The sequence below is a fragment of the Paenibacillus salivarius genome (genome assembly GCF_051307165.1).
Classification (GTDB): domain Bacteria; phylum Bacillota; class Bacilli; order Paenibacillales; family Paenibacillaceae; genus Fontibacillus.
Genome location: NZ_CP195592.1, coordinates 40,258 through 57,394 on the forward strand (window position 1 = coordinate 40,258; position 17,137 = coordinate 57,394).

At 51.2% G+C, this 17,137-nt stretch carries 16 protein-coding genes; all 16 read left to right on the forward strand.

The annotated features are described in order from the left end of the window. The first annotated feature begins 530 nt into the window (after positions 1 to 530). The 16 genes from pth to ACSFXJ_RS00275 all read left to right on the forward strand — a co-directional run bounded on the left by pth (position 531) and on the right by ACSFXJ_RS00275 (position 17,119). Positions 531 to 1,091, forward strand: coding sequence for an aminoacyl-tRNA hydrolase (gene pth / locus ACSFXJ_RS00200; protein ID WP_435923252.1), 561 nt, complete (start codon positions 531 to 533; stop codon positions 1,089 to 1,091). Positions 1,092 to 1,166: 75 nt separating this feature from the next. Next, positions 1,167 to 1,397, forward strand: a complete 231-nt coding sequence (locus ACSFXJ_RS00205; protein WP_435923253.1) for an anti-sigma-F factor Fin — start codon at positions 1,167 to 1,169, stop codon at positions 1,395 to 1,397. Positions 1,398 to 1,511: 114 nt separating this feature from the next. Beyond that, a complete protein-coding gene (mfd, locus tag ACSFXJ_RS00210; protein ID WP_435923254.1) occupies positions 1,512 to 5,036 on the forward strand; it encodes a transcription-repair coupling factor in 3,525 nt (1,174 codons plus the stop codon). Beyond that, positions 5,023 to 6,159, forward strand: a complete 1,137-nt coding sequence (locus ACSFXJ_RS00215; protein WP_435923255.1) for a peptidylprolyl isomerase — start codon at positions 5,023 to 5,025, stop codon at positions 6,157 to 6,159. Before mfd ends, ACSFXJ_RS00215 begins: the two co-directional genes overlap by 14 nt. A gap of 226 nt (positions 6,160 to 6,385) precedes the next feature. Further along, entirely contained in the window at positions 6,386 to 6,928 is a 543-nt protein-coding gene (spoVT, locus tag ACSFXJ_RS00220) for a stage V sporulation protein T (RefSeq protein WP_435923256.1), read from the forward strand. A gap of 167 nt (positions 6,929 to 7,095) precedes the next feature. Beyond that, a complete protein-coding gene (locus tag ACSFXJ_RS00225) occupies positions 7,096 to 8,757 on the forward strand; it encodes a putative polysaccharide biosynthesis protein (protein WP_435923257.1) in 1,662 nt (553 codons plus the stop codon). 63 nt (positions 8,758 to 8,820) lie between these two features. Beyond that, positions 8,821 to 10,323, forward strand: coding sequence for a nucleoside triphosphate pyrophosphohydrolase (gene mazG, locus ACSFXJ_RS00230; RefSeq protein ID WP_435923258.1), 1,503 nt, complete (start codon positions 8,821 to 8,823; stop codon positions 10,321 to 10,323). A 138-nt stretch (positions 10,324 to 10,461) separates the two neighbouring features. Continuing rightward, positions 10,462 to 10,734 (forward strand): HU family DNA-binding protein, encoded by a 273-nt coding sequence (locus ACSFXJ_RS00235; protein ID WP_044482598.1) that lies wholly within the window; start codon positions 10,462 to 10,464, stop codon positions 10,732 to 10,734. Then, positions 10,734 to 11,015, forward strand: a complete 282-nt coding sequence (locus tag ACSFXJ_RS00240; RefSeq protein WP_435923259.1) for an RNA-binding S4 domain-containing protein — start codon at positions 10,734 to 10,736, stop codon at positions 11,013 to 11,015. Before ACSFXJ_RS00235 ends, ACSFXJ_RS00240 begins: the two co-directional genes overlap by 1 nt. A gap of 121 nt (positions 11,016 to 11,136) precedes the next feature. Beyond that, on the forward strand, positions 11,137 to 11,418 hold the full coding sequence (gene yabP, locus ACSFXJ_RS00245; protein WP_435923260.1) for a sporulation protein YabP: 282 nt from the start codon (positions 11,137 to 11,139) through the stop codon (positions 11,416 to 11,418). After that, positions 11,415 to 11,984 (forward strand): spore cortex biosynthesis protein YabQ, encoded by a 570-nt coding sequence (gene yabQ / locus ACSFXJ_RS00250; protein WP_435923261.1) that lies wholly within the window; start codon positions 11,415 to 11,417, stop codon positions 11,982 to 11,984. The genes yabP and yabQ overlap by 4 nt, the downstream gene beginning before the upstream one ends. Positions 11,985 to 12,002: 18 nt before the next feature. Further along, entirely contained in the window at positions 12,003 to 12,350 is a 348-nt protein-coding gene (locus tag ACSFXJ_RS00255; RefSeq protein ID WP_435923262.1) for an FtsB family cell division protein, read from the forward strand. A gap of 116 nt (positions 12,351 to 12,466) precedes the next feature. Continuing rightward, entirely contained in the window at positions 12,467 to 12,943 is a 477-nt protein-coding gene (locus ACSFXJ_RS00260; protein ID WP_435923263.1) for a S1 domain-containing RNA-binding protein, read from the forward strand. 368 nt (positions 12,944 to 13,311) lie between these two features. Then, on the forward strand, positions 13,312 to 15,810 hold the full coding sequence (spoIIE, locus tag ACSFXJ_RS00265) for a stage II sporulation protein E (RefSeq protein WP_435923264.1): 2,499 nt from the start codon (positions 13,312 to 13,314) through the stop codon (positions 15,808 to 15,810). A gap of 174 nt (positions 15,811 to 15,984) precedes the next feature. Then, positions 15,985 to 16,584, forward strand: coding sequence for a hypothetical protein (locus ACSFXJ_RS00270; protein WP_435923265.1), 600 nt, complete (start codon positions 15,985 to 15,987; stop codon positions 16,582 to 16,584). A gap of 61 nt (positions 16,585 to 16,645) precedes the next feature. Then, positions 16,646 to 17,119, forward strand: coding sequence for a hypothetical protein (locus ACSFXJ_RS00275; RefSeq protein WP_435923266.1), 474 nt, complete (start codon positions 16,646 to 16,648; stop codon positions 17,117 to 17,119). Positions 17,120 to 17,137 lie beyond the last annotated feature (18 nt).

A 17,137-nucleotide genomic window follows, 5' to 3' on the forward strand; every position in this document is an offset into this window, starting at 1 on the left:
CTGGATGACTTCTACCTCGTGCAAAGAGGCGCTCTCCCTACGGGAAACGCTTAGGTCCGTGCAGGAAGAATGAGTAACAATTGGCTGGATGACTTCAACCTCGTGCAAAGAGGCGCTCTCCCTTCGGGAAACGCTTAGGTCCGTGCAGGAAGAATGAGTAACAATTGGCTGGATGACTTCAACCTCGTGCAAAAAGGTGCTCTCCCTTCGGGAAACGCTTAGGTTCGTGCAGGAAGAATGAGTAACAATTGGCTAGATGACTTCTACTCCGTGCAAAAAGGCGCTCTCCCTTCGGGAAACGCTTAGGTCGTTGCAGGAAGAATGAGCAACAATTGGCTGGATTACTTCTACCTCGTGCAAAAAGGCGCTCTCCCTTCGGGAAACGCTTAGGTTCGTGCAGGAAGAATGAGTGAGTCGGGCTGCAGATATTGTTTCACGGGGAACATTGAAATTTAGCGAAAAGGGTCGGATTCTCCTCTCCTTGTCGAAACATTCGGATAGATAAGAAATTAAATGTTTGGAGGTTCAACATGAAATGGATCGTAGGCCTCGGTAATCCGGGGTCCAAATATGAGAACACGAGACATAATATCGGATTTATGGCTCTGGACGAGCTGGCAAGAAGGCACGGCATCGCGATCAAGCAGAGCAAGTGCAAGGCGCTGATCGGGGAGGGGATGCTCCCGGGCGGGAAGGTGGCCTTGATCAAGCCGATGACCTATATGAATTTGTCGGGCGAATCGGTGCGGGCTTTCATGGATTATTATAAGGTTCCGCTGGAAGATATGATCGTCGTGTATGACGACCTGGATACGGAGATCGGCCGTAACCGGCTGCGGTATCAGGGAAGTGCGGGCGGTCATAACGGAATCAAATCGATTATCCAGCATACGGGAACGCAGACGTTCAACCGGATCAGAATGGGGATATCCAGACCTGAGCCGGGTTATCCGATTGTCGATTATGTGCTTTCCAATTTTGCAAAAAAGGAAGCTCCGCTGCTTAAACAGTCGATCGAGGCGGCATGCGACGCTTTGGAGTTTAGCTTGGATCATACATTTGAGCAGACGATGGCCAAGTTTAACGGATAGAAGAACGGGGCAAGGGCTAAATCGAAGGCGCGCGGGGCATACTGGTGGTATAAACAATCCCCAGGAGGCATATAGATGGCTGTAAACTATGTTTGCCGGCATTGCCGCACCTTTGTTGGTAGAATCGATGCTCCCGATATCACGGAATCCCAGCTCGGTTTCCATTTCTTGACCCCTGATGAGCGGCGAGATATAATAGCGTATGATTCGAACGGCGAGACGACGGTCCGGGTGACCTGCGATTATTGCAGGGAAGCTTTGGAGAATAACCCGGAGTTATCATTGCTTGCGAATCCCCTGCAATAGCGGGGCAGAATAGGATGTATATCACCGGATGAGCGGGATATAGGGCCTTGGCAAGGTTGCTGAGGCTCCTTTTGATTATTGTTGGCAATCTAGAAATTAAGAGAGGTGCCTCACTTGTTACAAGCACTCATACAAGCTTTCTCCCGGGATACGGATTTCACTTCGATGGTGGCGGGAGTAGGCGCCGGCATGAAGGAACAACTGATTTCCGGGCTATCGGGTTCCTCCAGGCAGGTGGCGTTGGCCGCACTGTATCAGGAGACGAATCGGCCTTTGATGGTCGTGACCCATAACATGTTTTCCGCGCAGAAAATATACGAAGACTTGCAGGAAGCGCTGTCAGCCGATCAGGTGCTGTTGTATCCTGCAAATGAACTGGTAGCCGCGGAAGCGGCGGTCTCCAGTCCCGAGATGCTCGCCCAGCGGATCGAGGTACTGCTGCAATGTTCCCAGGGGTTCCGGGGAGTTGTGGTCGTACCTTATTCGGGCGTGCGCAGATTTATCCCGACGCGGGAGGCGATCTCGGAGGCCAGCATGTCGATCGAGCTTGGAGGGACGCTGCAGCTTGAAGACTTTCTAGCGCGGATGATTGAACTTGGTTATGAAAGAGTCGAGCGTGTCGAGTCCCGGGGTGAGATGAGCATTCGCGGGGGCATTATCGATTTTTATCCGCTAACCACGGCGTTGGCATACCGCGTGGAGTTGTTTGACGATGAAGTTGACTCCATCCGAACCTTTGATCCCGCGGATCAGCGGTCGGTCGATCAAATCAAACAGGTTACAGTAACCCCGTGCAAGGAGTTGATCGCTTCCCGGGACCGTCTAGAACGTGCCGCCCAAGCGGTGGGAGAACGTCTGGAACAGCAATTGGAGAAAATGAGCGATCGCCAGGCAAAAAATAAACTGAGCGAGGAAATTTCCAGGGAAATAGAGCTAATGCGGGAGCATGTCTATTTTCCGGAAATCTATAAATATATTTCTCTCATCTATCCGGAGAATCAGAGTTTGTACGATTACATGCCTGCGGACACGCTATTGATTCTTGATGAGCCGGCCCGTTTGCTTGAAACGTCGCGTCAGTTGGAGCGGGATGAATCCGAATGGAACTTGCATTTGTTCCAGAACGGCAAAAGCCTGCCGGACCTTCCCTTGGCTCTGAACGGGGATCGCGTGATTTATCACCGGCCGTTCCAAACGCTGTTTATGTCGCTGTTCCTCCGCCAGGTGCCGCATTCCCAGCCGCAAAATATCCTCAATTTCGTCAGCCGGGCAATGCAGGACTTCCATGGGCAGATGAATGTCCTTAAAGCGGAAATGGAGCGTTGGAAAAAGAGCGGAGCGAACGTCATCATGCTGGCCAGCACCGACGAACGGATGGACCGGATGCGCCGCGTGCTTCAAGATTACGGCATTGATGAACCGACTCTGCTGCAGGGCAATCTGCAGTCCGGCTTTGAACTTCCGTCGGTTCACCTCGTCGTCATCACTGAAGGCGAGATGTTTTCGCAGAAACAGCGGAAAGCGCGGAAAGTCAGCAAAAGCATGGATAATGCCGAGCGGATCAAGAGCTACACCGAGCTCAAGGTCGGCGATTATGTCGTGCATCAGAATCACGGGATCGGGAAATATCTGGGCATAGGCACGCTGGAAGTCGGCGGCATCCACAAGGATTACATGCACATCCTGTATGCCGGCGGTGACAAGCTGTCCGTACCGATCGAGCAGATCGACATGATCCAGAAATATGTCGGTTCGGAAGAGAAAGAGCCGAAAATATACAAACTCGGGGGCAATGAATGGACCCGGGTGAAAAACAAAGTGCGTTCCTCCGTACAGGATATCGCCGACGATTTGATCAAGTTGTATGCGGAACGCCAGTCTTCTCCGGGATTTGCATTTGAGAAGGATTCGCCGGAGCAGCAGGAATTCGAGGCGATGTTCCCTTATGAAGAAACGCGGGACCAAGTCCGGGCCATTGAGGAAATCAAGAAGGATATGGAGCAATCCCGGCCAATGGATCGGCTGTTGTGCGGCGATGTCGGCTACGGCAAAACCGAAGTGGCGATCCGCGCTGCGTTCAAAGCCGCGATTGAAGGAAAACAGGTAGCCGTGCTGGTGCCGACGACAATTTTGGCTCAGCAGCATTATGAAACGTTCCGTGAACGTTTCTCCGGCTATCCGATCAACATTCAGTCGCTCAGCCGGTTCCGCAGCCGTAAGGAACAGAATGAGACCATTAAAGGCGTACGCCAGGGAACGGTCGATATCGTCATCGGTACGCATCGCCTGCTTTCGCAGGACCTGGTTTTCAAGGACCTTGGACTTCTGATTGTCGATGAAGAGCAGCGTTTTGGCGTCACTCACAAAGAGAAGCTTAAAAAGCTGAAGACGAATGTCGATGTGCTGACCTTGACGGCGACGCCGATTCCGCGGACGCTGCATATGTCCATGCTCGGCGTGCGGGATTTGTCCGTCATCGAGACGCCGCCGGAAAACCGTTTCCCGGTACAAACTTATGTCGTCGAGCATAGCCAGGCTCTCGTCAGAGAAGCGATCGAGCGGGAGATGGCGCGCGGGGGCCAAATTTATTACTTGTACAACCGTGTACAAGGAATTCAGGAAATGGCCGCGCAAATTTCGATGCTTGTCCCGGAAGCAAGGGTAGGCATTGGGCATGGTCAGATGTCGGAGCAAGAGCTGGAGAAGACGATCCTTGATTTTCTAGACGGGGAATACGATGTTCTGGTCAGCACCAGCATTATCGAAACAGGGGTCGACATTCCGAACGTCAACACCCTGATTGTGCATGATGCCGATAAGATGGGCTTATCCCAGCTTTATCAGCTTCGCGGCAGGGTTGGACGATCCAACCGGATCGCATATGCTTATTTTACGTACCAGCGAGACAAGTCGCTGACCGAGGTGGCCGAGAAGCGGCTGCAGTCGATTAAAGAGTTTACCGAGCTTGGGTCCGGCTTCAAAATCGCCATGCGCGACCTGGCCATTCGCGGGGCCGGAAATCTGCTCGGCGCCGAGCAGCATGGATTTATCGCGTCCGTCGGCTTTGACCTCTACTCGCAGATGCTGGCCGAGGAAATCCAGAAGCGGAAGGTAACCATGCTTGGCGAAGCCGTTCCCGAGGAATCGAAATGGAACACGACGATCGATCTTGGCATCGACGCCTATTTACCTTCGGATTACATTTATGATAGTATTCAAAAGATTGAGATTTACAAAAAGACGGCATCGGCCGCCACGTTTGACGATGTCGCCGAACTGGAGGACGAGCTGCTCGACCGCTTCGGGGAGCTGCCGGAGGCGGTGCAGAACCTGCTGTCCGTGGCCCGCGTGAAGCTGTACGGCAAAAAGTATGGCATCGAGTCCATGACCTTGCGCGGAGAAGAAGTGACCGTGAAGTTTTATGAAGGCCGGGAACGCGATATCATTCCCGCACAAATTGCGGAAGTTGGAAATATGTTCGGAAGACGTGTACAATTTATACAAGGATCGGGCATGCTGATCCGCATCAAAACCAAGGGAATGGACGATAAAGAAATGATGGGCTTGTTGGAGCAGTTCCTGGGAGCTCTGAAGGACTCGTTCAAATCGAAAGGGGAACTACAAGATGTTTCAAAGTAAAGGGCGTTCATGGAAGACGCTGCTCATAGCCCTGTCTCTGGTGATGGCTGTGGCCGTCATGGCTGGCTGCGGGAAGAAAGACGACGACAAGGTTGTCGCTACGTATGAAGGCGGGGAAATTACCGCTGCCGAATTTGACCTGGAAATGAAAACATCGATACTTTTGTACCCACAGTATGGACAGCTGTCAGAACTTGAAGATTTTCAAAAATACATCGTAAATCAAGCTGTTGCCTATGAATATTTGGAGAATAAAGTGAGTAGCGATTTGAAGGAGGATGGAAAACAAAAAGCAGTTAGAGAAGTTGAGGATATGAAAAATGCATATGGAGAGGAACAATTTAATCAAATTCTGAAGCAAAATAATATAACTGAAACAGAATTTAAAAATTATATGGTACGTCTTTACACAGTCATGGAAGGTGAAAAGTCCAAGGTTAGCCAAAATGATATGAAAGAGGAGTATGAAGCAAATAAAACGAGCTATATTACAACTGCCTCTGTTCGTCATATACTGATTGGATTTAAAGATAAGGAAGGTAAGGAAAGATCAAGAGAGGATGCTCTGAAGCTAGCGCAGGAGGTTAAAGCTAAGCTAGATAGTGGTGAGGATTTTGCTAAGTTAGTTAAGCAATACTCAGACGATGGTGAGGAAAATATCCAAAATGGAGGCTTATACGCAGATGCAGATGTAACTAATTGGGTTTCTGAGTTTAGGAATGCGGCAGTTACCTTACCACTCAATACGATCAGCGATCCTGTAGAAACCACTTTCGGTTTTCACATCATACGTGTTGAAGGCCGGGTAGAAAAAGAATTCGAAAACTTAGATGCTGCAGATAAGGACTTGATTAAAACTTCAGTGGCGGCTCAAAAGTTGGGCGAGTTTATTGATGGGGATTTACAAAAGATAATTAAGAAGATCGACTTGCCTAAGGTGGAGAAGACCGAAGATTCGGGAAATACAACCGGTGATACATCCGGTAATACCGATGCAGGCACAAATACCGGCACGGATCAAAGCGGTAACGGAGCCGATACGGGCAGCGATACCGGCAATGCCGGCACCACAGGTAACGAAAGCGGAAACGGCTCGAGCAATACTGGCACCGATGGCAAATAATTGGTAAGCCTGTGAAAACTGCCATAAACGGCGGCGCGGAGAAATCCGCGCTGCTTTGTTGTCAAAGGACAATAAATTACAATGCATAAGCAATTCGGATGGGATAAATACTATGCTCAGAATCACAAGAGCCGAATCCCTCCTTTGTATAAACATACCGAAGGATAAACGAATATCCATCAGACAGTAGTTCAATACTTCCTTAGAAAGCGGGGCAACATGTGACATGAAAGCTACTGGAATTGTACGCCGTATCGATGATCTGGGCCGGGTGGTCATTCCGAAGGAGATCCGCCGCACTTTGCGGATCCGGGAGGGGGACCCGTTGGAGATTTTTGTGGACCGCGACGGTGAAGTTATCCTGAAAAAGTATTCGCCTATCGGTGAACTGGGCGATTTCGCCAAGGAATATGCGGAATCGTTATATGAAAGCACGGGACATATCACTTTGATTTCGGACCGGGATTCACTGATTGCCGTGGCTGGAGCTTCCAAGAAGGAATATTTGGACAAGCCAATCAGCGCGCTGATCGAAAACAGCATGGAAAATCGTAAACCCGTCAGAGAGACGAATACGGAGACTTACGAAATTGTCCGGGATCATCCGGAAAAGATATCCTCCTTCGTGATCGCTCCGATCATCTCGGGTGGGGACCCGATCGGTTCTGTGATTCTGATGAACAAAGACGAATCGGTGAAAATGTCGGAACTGGAGTCCAAAATGTCGGAGACGGCAGCCGGTTTTCTCGGCAAACAAATGGAGCAGTAAACGTCGTGCACCGAAAGACACATCCGTTACAACGAGATGGCGAAAGCCTTCGTACGGGTGTGTCTGTTTTCGTTTGCGGGCAGCACCATAGCGAACCCGGCCGGTTTCGTCATATAATGGAACCTGATGTATGAAGGGCCATGACGAAACGACAAAGTGGGTAGACTATGAAGGATGAACGGAGTACCAAATCGACGCTGCTTGAGGGAGCGGCCATGCTCACTTTAGCTGCAATCTTAAGCAAACTGCTCGGAACGCTGCAAAAAATACCGCTGCAAAACATCGGTGGCGACGGGGTTTTCGGCATTTACAATACGGTGTATCCGTTTTATACGATTTTGGTCACGCTGGCGACCGCCGGTTTTCCGACGGTTGTCTCAAAGTTCGTCGCTGAGCGGCATGCGCTGGGCGCAGAGCAGGACAAGCAGGCCGTTTTGCGCATCGCGGCATCGATGATGATCGTACTTGGTATTGCGGGATGCGTATTGATGTACGCAGGGGCTCCGCTGCTTGCGGCCTGGATCGGCAACAGCCATTTGGTTCCTGCGTTGCGGAATGCCGCCCCGGCGTTGCTTTTCGTACCTCTAGGCGCTTCTTTGCGGGGGTATTTTCAAGGCTTGCAAAATATGGCCCCCACCGCCGTGTCGCAAGTCGCGGAGCAGGCGGTCCGGGTGGCCGCAATGATCGCATTGCTGTTTTACTTTACAGGCACCGGGGCGGGTGAAGCGGTAATTGCAGGGGGCGCGCTTGCGGGTTCGGCTGTCGGAGGGGCTGCCGGGCTTGCGGTGATGCTTCTTTATTGGGGATGCTACCGGAAACGCAGCCAAGGACGGATTCCGGTGAGAGGCGGCGGGACGGTCCAGATAAGCAGCGATGAAGGAATGCGAAACAATGTTAAACCGCTAAACCGGGGGAGCGCCTTGCTTCGGGAAATGGTCCGCTACGCGGTTCCGATCTGCCTGGCCTCTTTGGCGGTTCCGTTACTTAGCCTCGTGGATACGTTCACGCTGCCGCGCTTGCTGTCGTCCGGGGGAGACGAGCTTGCGGCCATGACGGAAGTAGGCGTTTATAACCGCGGAATTCCGCTCGTCCAATTGGTTACGATGCTGGCTTCCTCCCTGTCGGTGCTGTTCATTCCCGTCATGGCGGAATTGAGCCTGCGCGGGGACAAAGAGGGGATCCGCCGTCAAACAGGGATCGCGCTGCGGTGGTTTTGGCTGATCGGGCTCGCTTCGTCGGCGGGTCTTGCGCTGTTGGCCGAGCCGATCAACGTGATGCTGTACGAAGACAGCGCAGGCACCGGGACGATGGCCTGGGTGGCCTGGACGGCGGCGCCTGGCGCGCTCGTCGCGATCACCGCCGCGCTGCTGCAGGGTCTCGGCGCCGTGCGGGCGCCGGCCTGGCACCTGCTGGCGGCGGCAGCGCTCAAGGCGGCGCTGAACGCGCTGCTCGTGCCGCCGCTGGGCATTGCCGGGGCGGCGATCGCGGGTATCGCCGCCTATGGCCTTGCGGCAGCGCTCAATCTCGCGCTGCTGCTCCGGCGCGCGCGCCTGCGCCCCCGCCTGCGGGACGCGGCGGCACGCCCTCTCGCGGCCGCCCTGGCGATGGCGGCCGCGGTGCTTGCGCTGCGCCTCGGCGCAGACGCCGTGCTGCCGCCGGGCCGGTTAACGGCCCTGGCGGAGAGCCTGCTCGGCGTGCTGCTCGGCGCAGCCGTGTTTATGGCGGCCGCCGTGCGGGCGCGCCTGATCGACGCGGCAGAGCTCAGCGCCCTGCCGCGGGTTGGCCCGAAGCTGGCGAGCCTGCTTCGGAAGCTTCGGCTGCTGCGCTAGCCGAGCGCGATTTTTACCATCGTCCCTACAAATGTTATAGTAGGACAGAGGAGTGTGACCCGTATGGGAGCAAAGATTACCGTTATCGGTCTGGGATCGGGCGATCCGGACCGGCTGACGCTGGGAAGCCTGAAACTGCTGCAAGGCGGCACCGGTGAAAGATACGTTCGGACCAAGGATCACCCGGTGGTGTCCTGGCTGGAGGAGACAGGGGTCTCATTCGTCTCGTTCGATGAGGTTTACGAGTCAAACGACGATTTCCCCTCCGTTTATCAAGAAATCGCAGAGCGGCTGATCCTGGCGGCTAAATCGTCTCAAGCGCAACCGGTGCTTTACGCGGTACCCGGCCATCCGATGGTTGCGGAGGCTACGGTAAAGCTGTTGCGCGAGCGTTGTCCCGGCGAAGGAATCGAACTGGAAATCACCGGTGGCGAGAGCTTCCTCGACGAAGCGTTCGTACGGCTCGGCTTTGATCCGATTGAAGGTTTTCAACTGCTGGATGCCGCAGAGCTGAACGCATCCGGACTCGACCCTCGCCGGCATACGCTCATCGGCCAGGTGTATGATGAATTTACGGCTTCGGACGTGAAATTGAGCTTAATGGACATATACCCGGACGATTACCCGGTCGTCGTTGGCCATGCGCTTGGCGTAGTCGGCGAAGAGCAGGTGCTTCGAATCCCGTTGTTTGAACTGGACCGCGTTCAGGGATACGGCAATCTGTCGCTCGTCTACGTTCCTGCCAGCAGCGAGGAGTCCTTGCGCATCCGGAGCTTTGAACGGCTCCATGAGATCGTGACGATTCTACGCAGCCCCGAGGGTTGCCCTTGGGACCGGGAACAGACCCATCAATCCATCCGCAAAAACCTGATCGAAGAAACGTACGAGGTTTTGGAGACGATCGATGACGATGACCCGGACCATATGAGGGAAGAACTGGGGGATTTGTTGCTCCAGATTATGCTGCACTCGCAAATGGAAGAGGAGACCGGGATGTTCAGCGTGTATGACGTCATCCAGGAACTGAACGAGAAGCTTCTTTACAGACATCCGCACGTATTCGGCAATTTAAGCGCAGAAGATGCCGAAGCCGCCCTGCAAAACTGGGAGGCGATGAAAGCGGAAGAAAAGCGCCGTAAAGGGATCGATCCGGAGAAACTATCAGCGCTGAGCGGTGTGCCTCGCGATTTGCCGGCACTCATGAAGGCATATAAGCTTCAGAAGAAAGCCGCCAAGGTTGGCTTTGACTGGGAATCCATCGACGGTGTTTGGGCCAAGATTGAGGAAGAACTGGCGGAATTGAAGGAAGCCGTGTCCCAGGGGCATTCCGCGGACGATCAGGCGCTTGAGTTGGGCGATGTGCTGTTCTCTATCGTCAACGCCGCCAGAGTCATCGGGGCAGAGCCGGAAGAAGCCTTATCCATGACGATCGCGAAATTTGTCAGACGATTCAATTATGTGGAAGACAGGCTCCGGGAAGCCGGAAAAACGCCGAAGGACAGCACTCTGGCCGAGATGGACGCTTTTTGGGAGCAGGCCAAAAGTCTGGAACGAAAGGAAAACTAGGCCTTTATTCCCTAAAATTCGTCTTTTTTTGCGAAAAAACAAAAAAAAGTTCCTTGCCGTGCAGGAATTCAGGCTTTGAGACAGAATACTCATACTCAGATAACCATCTATTTTCTTTATTATTGGGAGGCAATATTAATGAACAAAACAGATTTGATCAACAACATTTCCAGCAAAAGCGGTTTGACTAAAAAAGACGTTGAAACCGTATTGAACGGAGTTCTCGGCGAAATTACGGACGCCCTTGCCGGCGGCGACAAAGTACAACTGATCGGCTTCGGCACGTTTGAAACCCGCAAACGTTCCGGTCGTACCGGCCGCAACCCGCAAACCGGCAAAACGATCGAAATCCCTGCATCCAACGTTCCAGCTTTCAAAGCGGGCAACAAACTTAAAGAAGCCGTAAAATAATGCGTTTAGATAAATTCCTGAAGGTGTCCCGGTTGATCAAGCGGCGCACGGTGGCGAAGGATGTATCCGAGCAGGGTAGAGTCCTGATCAACGGGCGCGAATCCAAACCGAGCAGTACCGTAAAAGTCGGCGATGAAATCACCGTTCAATTCGGCCAGAAGCTGGTGACGGTTCGTGTCGAACGTCTGGCGGAGACGACTCGCAAGGAAGAAGCTACCACCCTGTATACCTTGGTGAAGGAAGAACCGATTGCCAAAGATTCCGGCTTTGACTGGAATTGAGGACATCGTCTAAAGAAGCGCACAGAGCATGCTCCGTTGTCTGACGGGGCGTGCTTTTTTTTATGGTTCTAATTATTCCCGTCCCTAAATAAGCTATTGGTAAGAGGGAGGGGTACATGCCATGATCGACCAAGGGAAAGGGAAACGTCAGGAATTGCATTTGCTGCAAAGAAAGCTGCTGGAAATTTCAGGAGTGCTTAACGTGGAAAGCTTTGATAACGAAGAGTTTCTGCTGCAGACCGAGCTTGGGCACTTGACGATCCGCGGTCAAAATTTACATATCAAGAACCTGAACCTGGAACAGGGCTTCGTCAGTATCGAAGGACTCGTTAAATCCTTGTCCTATCTCGATCCGGGCTCCCATTCTTCCAGCAAAGGACTATTAGGGAAGCTGTTCCGATGAATCTGCACACGCAATGGGCGACATTGCTCTGGATGCTGGCCTGCGGCGGGATCCTGGGCATCGCCTTTGACAGTTATCGTGTCGTATCGGGACAGTTGCGCTTCCCGCGGTGGAGTGTCCATGTATTGGACCTGTTTTACTGGATTGCCGCTTCCTTTTTCGTATTCAACACCCTGTATCAAGTCAACCAGGGAGAACTTCGGTTTTACGTGTTCCTTGGACTGTTTATAGGCGTATGGATTCATTTTTTGTTTCTGAGTGTCCTAACGGAACGTTTTGTGGTAAATTTAATATGGATAGTCAGAAAGATTTACAGATTTACGGTCCGACTCATTGAGATTTTGGTCATCGCACCGGTCAAATGGGCTTTTAAAGGCCTGCGGGTGCTGCTTGGTTTCATTTGGGTTATCGTATTGTTCCTGGGGAGGGTCACGCTGTCCCCGATTTGGAAACTGTTCATCTGGGCCAGTAGACCTATTTGGAGCAAGCTTCGTTTACCGGACAGGCTCCAGTCTGCAAAGGAATTCGTAGTGAAAATATGGAATTGGCTATTGAATAAGAAATGACGGACGGGAGGTGCCCTGATGCGAGAATCGCGGGTAAATGAAAAGAACACAACTGCAAAATCCCCGAAATCGACAGGGGCACGCAGACGCATCCGTTTATGGATGGGCTTTATGGCGGTGTTTATTGGCTGGGCGTGTTATACCTATATAGCCCAATCCGGTGAAATCGGGGCCAAAGCCGATCAGTTGGCGCAGCAGCAAGCCACGAAAGAAGAAAATGAGCAGATTCTGAATCAGTTGAAATATGAATTGAACCGTCTTCAAGACCCCGAATATATCGGTCAAATCGCCATGAAAAAATACGGGCTTTATAAACCGGGCGAAATCCCGGTACGCGTATCCGAGACGGAATCCGCAAATGACTGATCCCATGCGGGATATACGGCTGTTGACCTTGTTTGAGTCATTATGTATAATCAAATCACCGCAGTCATGATTTCGAGGCCTGGCTGTATATTTTTAAGGGAGGATCATTTTATTTTATGTCAATCGAAGTGGGCACCAAGTTAGAAGGAAAAGTGACAGGCATCACGCATTTCGGAGCATTTGTGGATCTGTCAGGAGGTGTCACGGGTCTCGTTCACATCTCGGAGATCGCAGACAATTATGTGAAAGATGTCAATGATCATCTGAAGATCGGCGACGTGGTTACCGTTAAGGTCATCAATGTCGACAAGGACGGCAAGATCGGACTTTCCATCAAGCAGGCCGTTGATAAACCGGTAGAATCCAGACCGCCGCGCGCACCGCGCAGTGATCGTCCAGGCGGCAGAGACGGTGACCGGCCATCCGGAGGATTTAATCGGGATCGGGGAGGACGTCCTTTCAAGCCGCAGACGGGCAAGGCTTCTTTTGAGGATAAAGTTTCCCGCTTCCTTAAAGACAGTGAAGAGCGAATTTCTTCGCTGAAGAAGAACACGGAGGGCAAACGCGGCGGACGCGGAGCCAAACGAATGTAATTTAATGATAATGATACCAACCGCAGGCAATCGTTGCCTGCGGTTTTTTGTTGTTTAGCGCAGCATTCCCGCCTAAAAAACTTTTTTTGTCGTATCCCCTCCGCAGCCGACATGTTCCTACGGAATCTTCGCCAATCCCCGGCCGAATTGACAGAAAATGTTTGATGGGAGGGGGACGTTTTATGCGAACATAGGAGCGCATGATGAAAAGGAGCCTTATGGGACGTCTGGGTTCGTGCGTATTCGTAAACCCCTCTTAATTTGTCGGAAATTTCTTTGGTCCAGACCCCTGTATATGACAAACTTTCCGTTTGCCGCCTCCTATAATGGGACATACCTTACAAAAATGGAAAAGGCGGTGCCAGGCAATGGAGAAGTGGAATGTGATCCCATTTCCAGGGATGAAGAAAGCAAAGGAGCAGGTAAGGGGGATTCGCTGGGACGGGTGGAAACGGCTTGCGATCGTCGATGCTTTCGGGAAAGCGTTTGCGGCCAACAAGTGGAACGGCCTCTTTCTGATCATGAGCTTTTTGCTCGGCAAAGCGACGATACTGGACGAGCTGTCCCCGTTCGCGGCGGCTTTTTTTGCGGTGATGATGTTTATGCGGCGGGATTTTGCCGTGACGGCAGGAGGTGTCATGATTGCGGGCGCATTGATGGTTTCCGGTCAGCACGGGCTGCTGATCGCGGCGGAACTGCTCATCTATTACCTCATCCATCGCGGGATGGAATCGTTCGAGCGTGCGGATGTATCCTATGCGCCGATGATCGTTTTTACGAGTACGTTTCTGGCGCTCCTCTTCGAGGCGGTGATCGGCCCCTCCCTCTCGTGGTATGCCTTTGTCGTACTTGTGCTGGATGCGGTGCTTAGTTTCATTTTAACCCTTGTATTTATTCAGGCGGTTCCCATATTTACTTATCGCAAAAGAAACTACCAGCTGCGGATGGAGGAAATCGTCTGCCTCGTCATTTTGCTGGCATCCGTTATGACCGGCTCGGTCGGCTGGGAGATTTCCGGACTGTCGATTGAACATATCCTTACCCGATATTTGATCCTTCTGTTCGCCTTGGTCGGCGGAGCCACATTGGGCGCCTCCGTTGGAGTCGTTACCGGTCTCATCTTAAGTCTTGCGGATACGACCGCGCTCTATCAAATGAGTTTGCTCGCATTTTCCGGGATGCTGGCCGGGATGCTCCGTGAAGGCCGAAAGTGGGCTGTCGGGTTCGGCATGCTGCTCGGCTCATCCATCTTGTCCATCTATTTGGCCGGTCCTGCGGAAGTGATGTCCTCCACATGGGAAAGCTGTGTGGCCGTGTTCTTCTTCCTGTTGACGCCCAAAGGCGTGGTTAGCGCCATCGCCAAATATGTCCCCGGAACCCAGGACCATACGAAAACCCAGCAAGAGTATGCCAAGCGGATGAGAGAGATTACCGCCGGTCGGGTTTCGCAATTTTCGCAGGTATTCAAGCAGCTTTCCCGGAGCTTCGGGCAAATCGCGAGCTCGGGTGAAGTCGCGAAGCGGAGCGAAGAAGTGGACCATTTCATGAATGCGGTCACCGAAGGAGCTTGCGCTACCTGCTACCGCAAAAACATGTGCTGGGACGGGAAGTTTTATCAAACCTATAAATTTATGACCGAAATGATGACGGCCGTCGAAGAGAATCCCGATTTGTCCAAAGAAGAGCTGCCCGCCAAGTGGAACAAAATCTGCACCAAGACCGAGCAGGTCCTGGATGTCATGAAACGGGAATACAGCCTTTACCAACATGATATGCACTGGAAACGGCAAATATACGACAGCCGTTTGCTGGTCGCCGAACAACTGTCGGGCGTGTCGCAGGTGATGGAGGATTTGGCCAAGGAAATTCAGCGCGAAGGACAAACGCTGTACAAGCAGGAAGAGCAGATTCGCGAGGCGCTGGAGAAAATGGGGTTGTCGATCCACAGCATCGACATCGTCAATCTGGATCACGGCAATGTTGAAATCGAAATCGTCCATGCCTATACCCGCGGATTCGACGAATGCCGAAAAATCATCGCACCGCTGCTGTCGGACATTCTGGGCGAGCAGATCGCGGTGGTCGGAGAAACGATGTCCGGAAGACGCGACGGACTGGCTACCGTAACATTCGGTTCGGCGAAAACCTTTGAGATCACCACCGGCGTGGCCGGGACGGCCAAAGGAGGCGATTTGCTTTCCGGGGACAGCTTCAGCGCGATCGAGCTCGGCAACGGAACGTATGCGGTGGCGCTTAGCGACGGGATGGGCAACGGGGAGCGTGCCCGGCTGGAAAGCAGCACGGCGCTGAATATTTTGCAGCAGCTGCTGCAATCGGGCATGGACGAGACGTTGGCGATCAAGTCGGTCAACTCGGTGCTGATGCTGCGCTCGCCGGATGAAATTTATGCCACGGTGGATATGGCGCTCATCGATGAGTACTCGGCCCGGACCACCTTTTTGAAGATCGGCTCTTCCCCGAGCTTTATCAAACGGGGGCACGAGGTCATTCCGGTGATGGCCAGCAATTTGCCGATCGGGATCATACAGGATATTGAAATCGACCTGGTCACGGTACAGTTGTACCCGGGCGATACGCTGATCATGATGACGGACGGCGTGTATGATGCTCCGGGATATGCCGTGAACAAAGAGCTGTGGATCAAACGGCTGATCCAGGAAATCGACTCCGATCACCCACAGGCGATTGCCGATAGTTTGCTGGAAGCGGTCATTCGATATCAAAATAACGTGATCCATGATGACATGACGGTGGCCGTCGCCAAGGTCGACCATTTTATGCCCCGGTGGTCCACGCTCCATATTCCGGGAATCTCCCGATTGGAGCGGCCAAGGACGGTAAGCTAAAAAGAAGGACTTTGGGAGATAGGGACTTTAAGTTGTGTTGATTGGTGAGATTTGAGTCGAGACAAAGTAATGCGAGGGGATTCCAATAACAACAAGCTTCACTAATTAGGCACAAGGAACTATTTGCACTCATATGAAAAAATGGATATACTTGGAATATAGAGTTTAGATTTGTTGGATGATTATGTAGTTCACCAAACGGTTACTTACCTAAATAAAGATAACTCTTTACGTATAGCCGCCGCTACCCCTCGACCTGGTGACGCAAGATTAGTTGAATCACAGTATTTTGGTGGGACTACAGAATACGCAAAACCTAGTGGCGGCTTATCTACCATGGCAAATAAAATAATTGAATTCGCAGTTGGGCAAACGCATAGTTATGTGGGGCTATTTATGTCTGCTCTTGATATTCTAATCCCCGAAGAAGAGTATATCAATTATACTGGTACAGTTACGACGTTACTTCATGATCATTTATATCTTCAAAAAACTGTAGAGGTTTATAAGGACAATGGGATTAGCTCTGGTTGGGAACCTATGGTTACATCCGTGAAGAGAAATACTTCACTCCAAATTAATACAGTGTATTACAAAGGAAAGGTACGTTACACACCAACTAATAAAGACATTGGATTAATCCAAGGACAGGCAGGTAACTTTTTCTATGATAACGAAAAACTTATTTCATTAGGTAAGAGCACTACATCCCCGTTATATTACAACTATCAAGGTGGATCTATTGTAAAAGTACGTCCGAACTTTAAATATTAATAATTCATTAGGGCAGAGTTAATTACTCTGCTCAAATTTTTCAATACGGTGAGGATTGATTATGAGGAAAGACTATTTTAGTCTTGTGATTCTATTAGTAGTAGTCATTTTAACAAGTTGTACCAACCGAACAGAAAAAATACTTATTACTAGCCCTGCATATATGTATTCAAATACTGTTAGCGAGCCAATTGATGTAATTATTGATGGTTATTTCGATAAAAAGGAGCATCTTTTTAAAGGTTCGATTACCTTTGACGATAAAATCAAACTTGAGAATGTTTTATTTTTCCCGGGCACCGGATTAATTTCATACAAAGGGAAGGAAAGAACTAACATAGGTCAAATTTTTTTCAATGAAGAAAACTTTAGTTATTCAATTCAAATCGCTTATCCCCAATTTACAGAATTGCTCACCAATCAAAAAGGTAACAAAACAGACATGCTAATTATTAGCTCACCTGCTAATAGTATCGAACAAGCCAAAGAAGTGAATGATATTCTAATAAGATCAAAGTTGTGGTTTGAAGAATAGCAGACTAAATCTAGTTCG

What these genes read in the sequence shown, in the direction of transcription:
- ACSFXJ_RS00240 (WP_435923259.1), top strand. Translation starts at nt 10,734, where the DNA reads ATGCGTTTAGATAAATTCCTGAAGGTGTCCCGGTTGATCAAGCGGCGC.
- ACSFXJ_RS00205 (WP_435923253.1), top strand. Translation starts at nt 1,167, where the DNA reads ATGGCTGTAAACTATGTTTGCCGGCATTGCCGCACCTTTGTTGGTAGA.
- ACSFXJ_RS00260 (WP_435923263.1), top strand. Translation starts at nt 12,467, where the DNA reads ATGTCAATCGAAGTGGGCACCAAGTTAGAAGGAAAAGTGACAGGCATC.
- mazG (WP_435923258.1), top strand. Translation starts at nt 8,821, where the DNA reads ATGGGAGCAAAGATTACCGTTATCGGTCTGGGATCGGGCGATCCGGAC.
- ACSFXJ_RS00215 (WP_435923255.1), top strand. Translation starts at nt 5,023, where the DNA reads ATGTTTCAAAGTAAAGGGCGTTCATGGAAGACGCTGCTCATAGCCCTG.
- yabP (WP_435923260.1), top strand. Translation starts at nt 11,137, where the DNA reads ATGATCGACCAAGGGAAAGGGAAACGTCAGGAATTGCATTTGCTGCAA.
- ACSFXJ_RS00235 (WP_044482598.1), top strand. Translation starts at nt 10,462, where the DNA reads ATGAACAAAACAGATTTGATCAACAACATTTCCAGCAAAAGCGGTTTG.
- spoVT (WP_435923256.1), top strand. Translation starts at nt 6,386, where the DNA reads ATGAAAGCTACTGGAATTGTACGCCGTATCGATGATCTGGGCCGGGTG.
- ACSFXJ_RS00225 (WP_435923257.1), top strand. Translation starts at nt 7,096, where the DNA reads ATGAAGGATGAACGGAGTACCAAATCGACGCTGCTTGAGGGAGCGGCC.
- yabQ (WP_435923261.1), top strand. Translation starts at nt 11,415, where the DNA reads ATGAATCTGCACACGCAATGGGCGACATTGCTCTGGATGCTGGCCTGC.
- ACSFXJ_RS00275 (WP_435923266.1), top strand. Translation starts at nt 16,646, where the DNA reads ATGAGGAAAGACTATTTTAGTCTTGTGATTCTATTAGTAGTAGTCATT.
- ACSFXJ_RS00255 (WP_435923262.1), top strand. Translation starts at nt 12,003, where the DNA reads ATGCGAGAATCGCGGGTAAATGAAAAGAACACAACTGCAAAATCCCCG.
- spoIIE (WP_435923264.1), top strand. Translation starts at nt 13,312, where the DNA reads ATGGAGAAGTGGAATGTGATCCCATTTCCAGGGATGAAGAAAGCAAAG.
- pth (WP_435923252.1), top strand. Translation starts at nt 531, where the DNA reads ATGAAATGGATCGTAGGCCTCGGTAATCCGGGGTCCAAATATGAGAAC.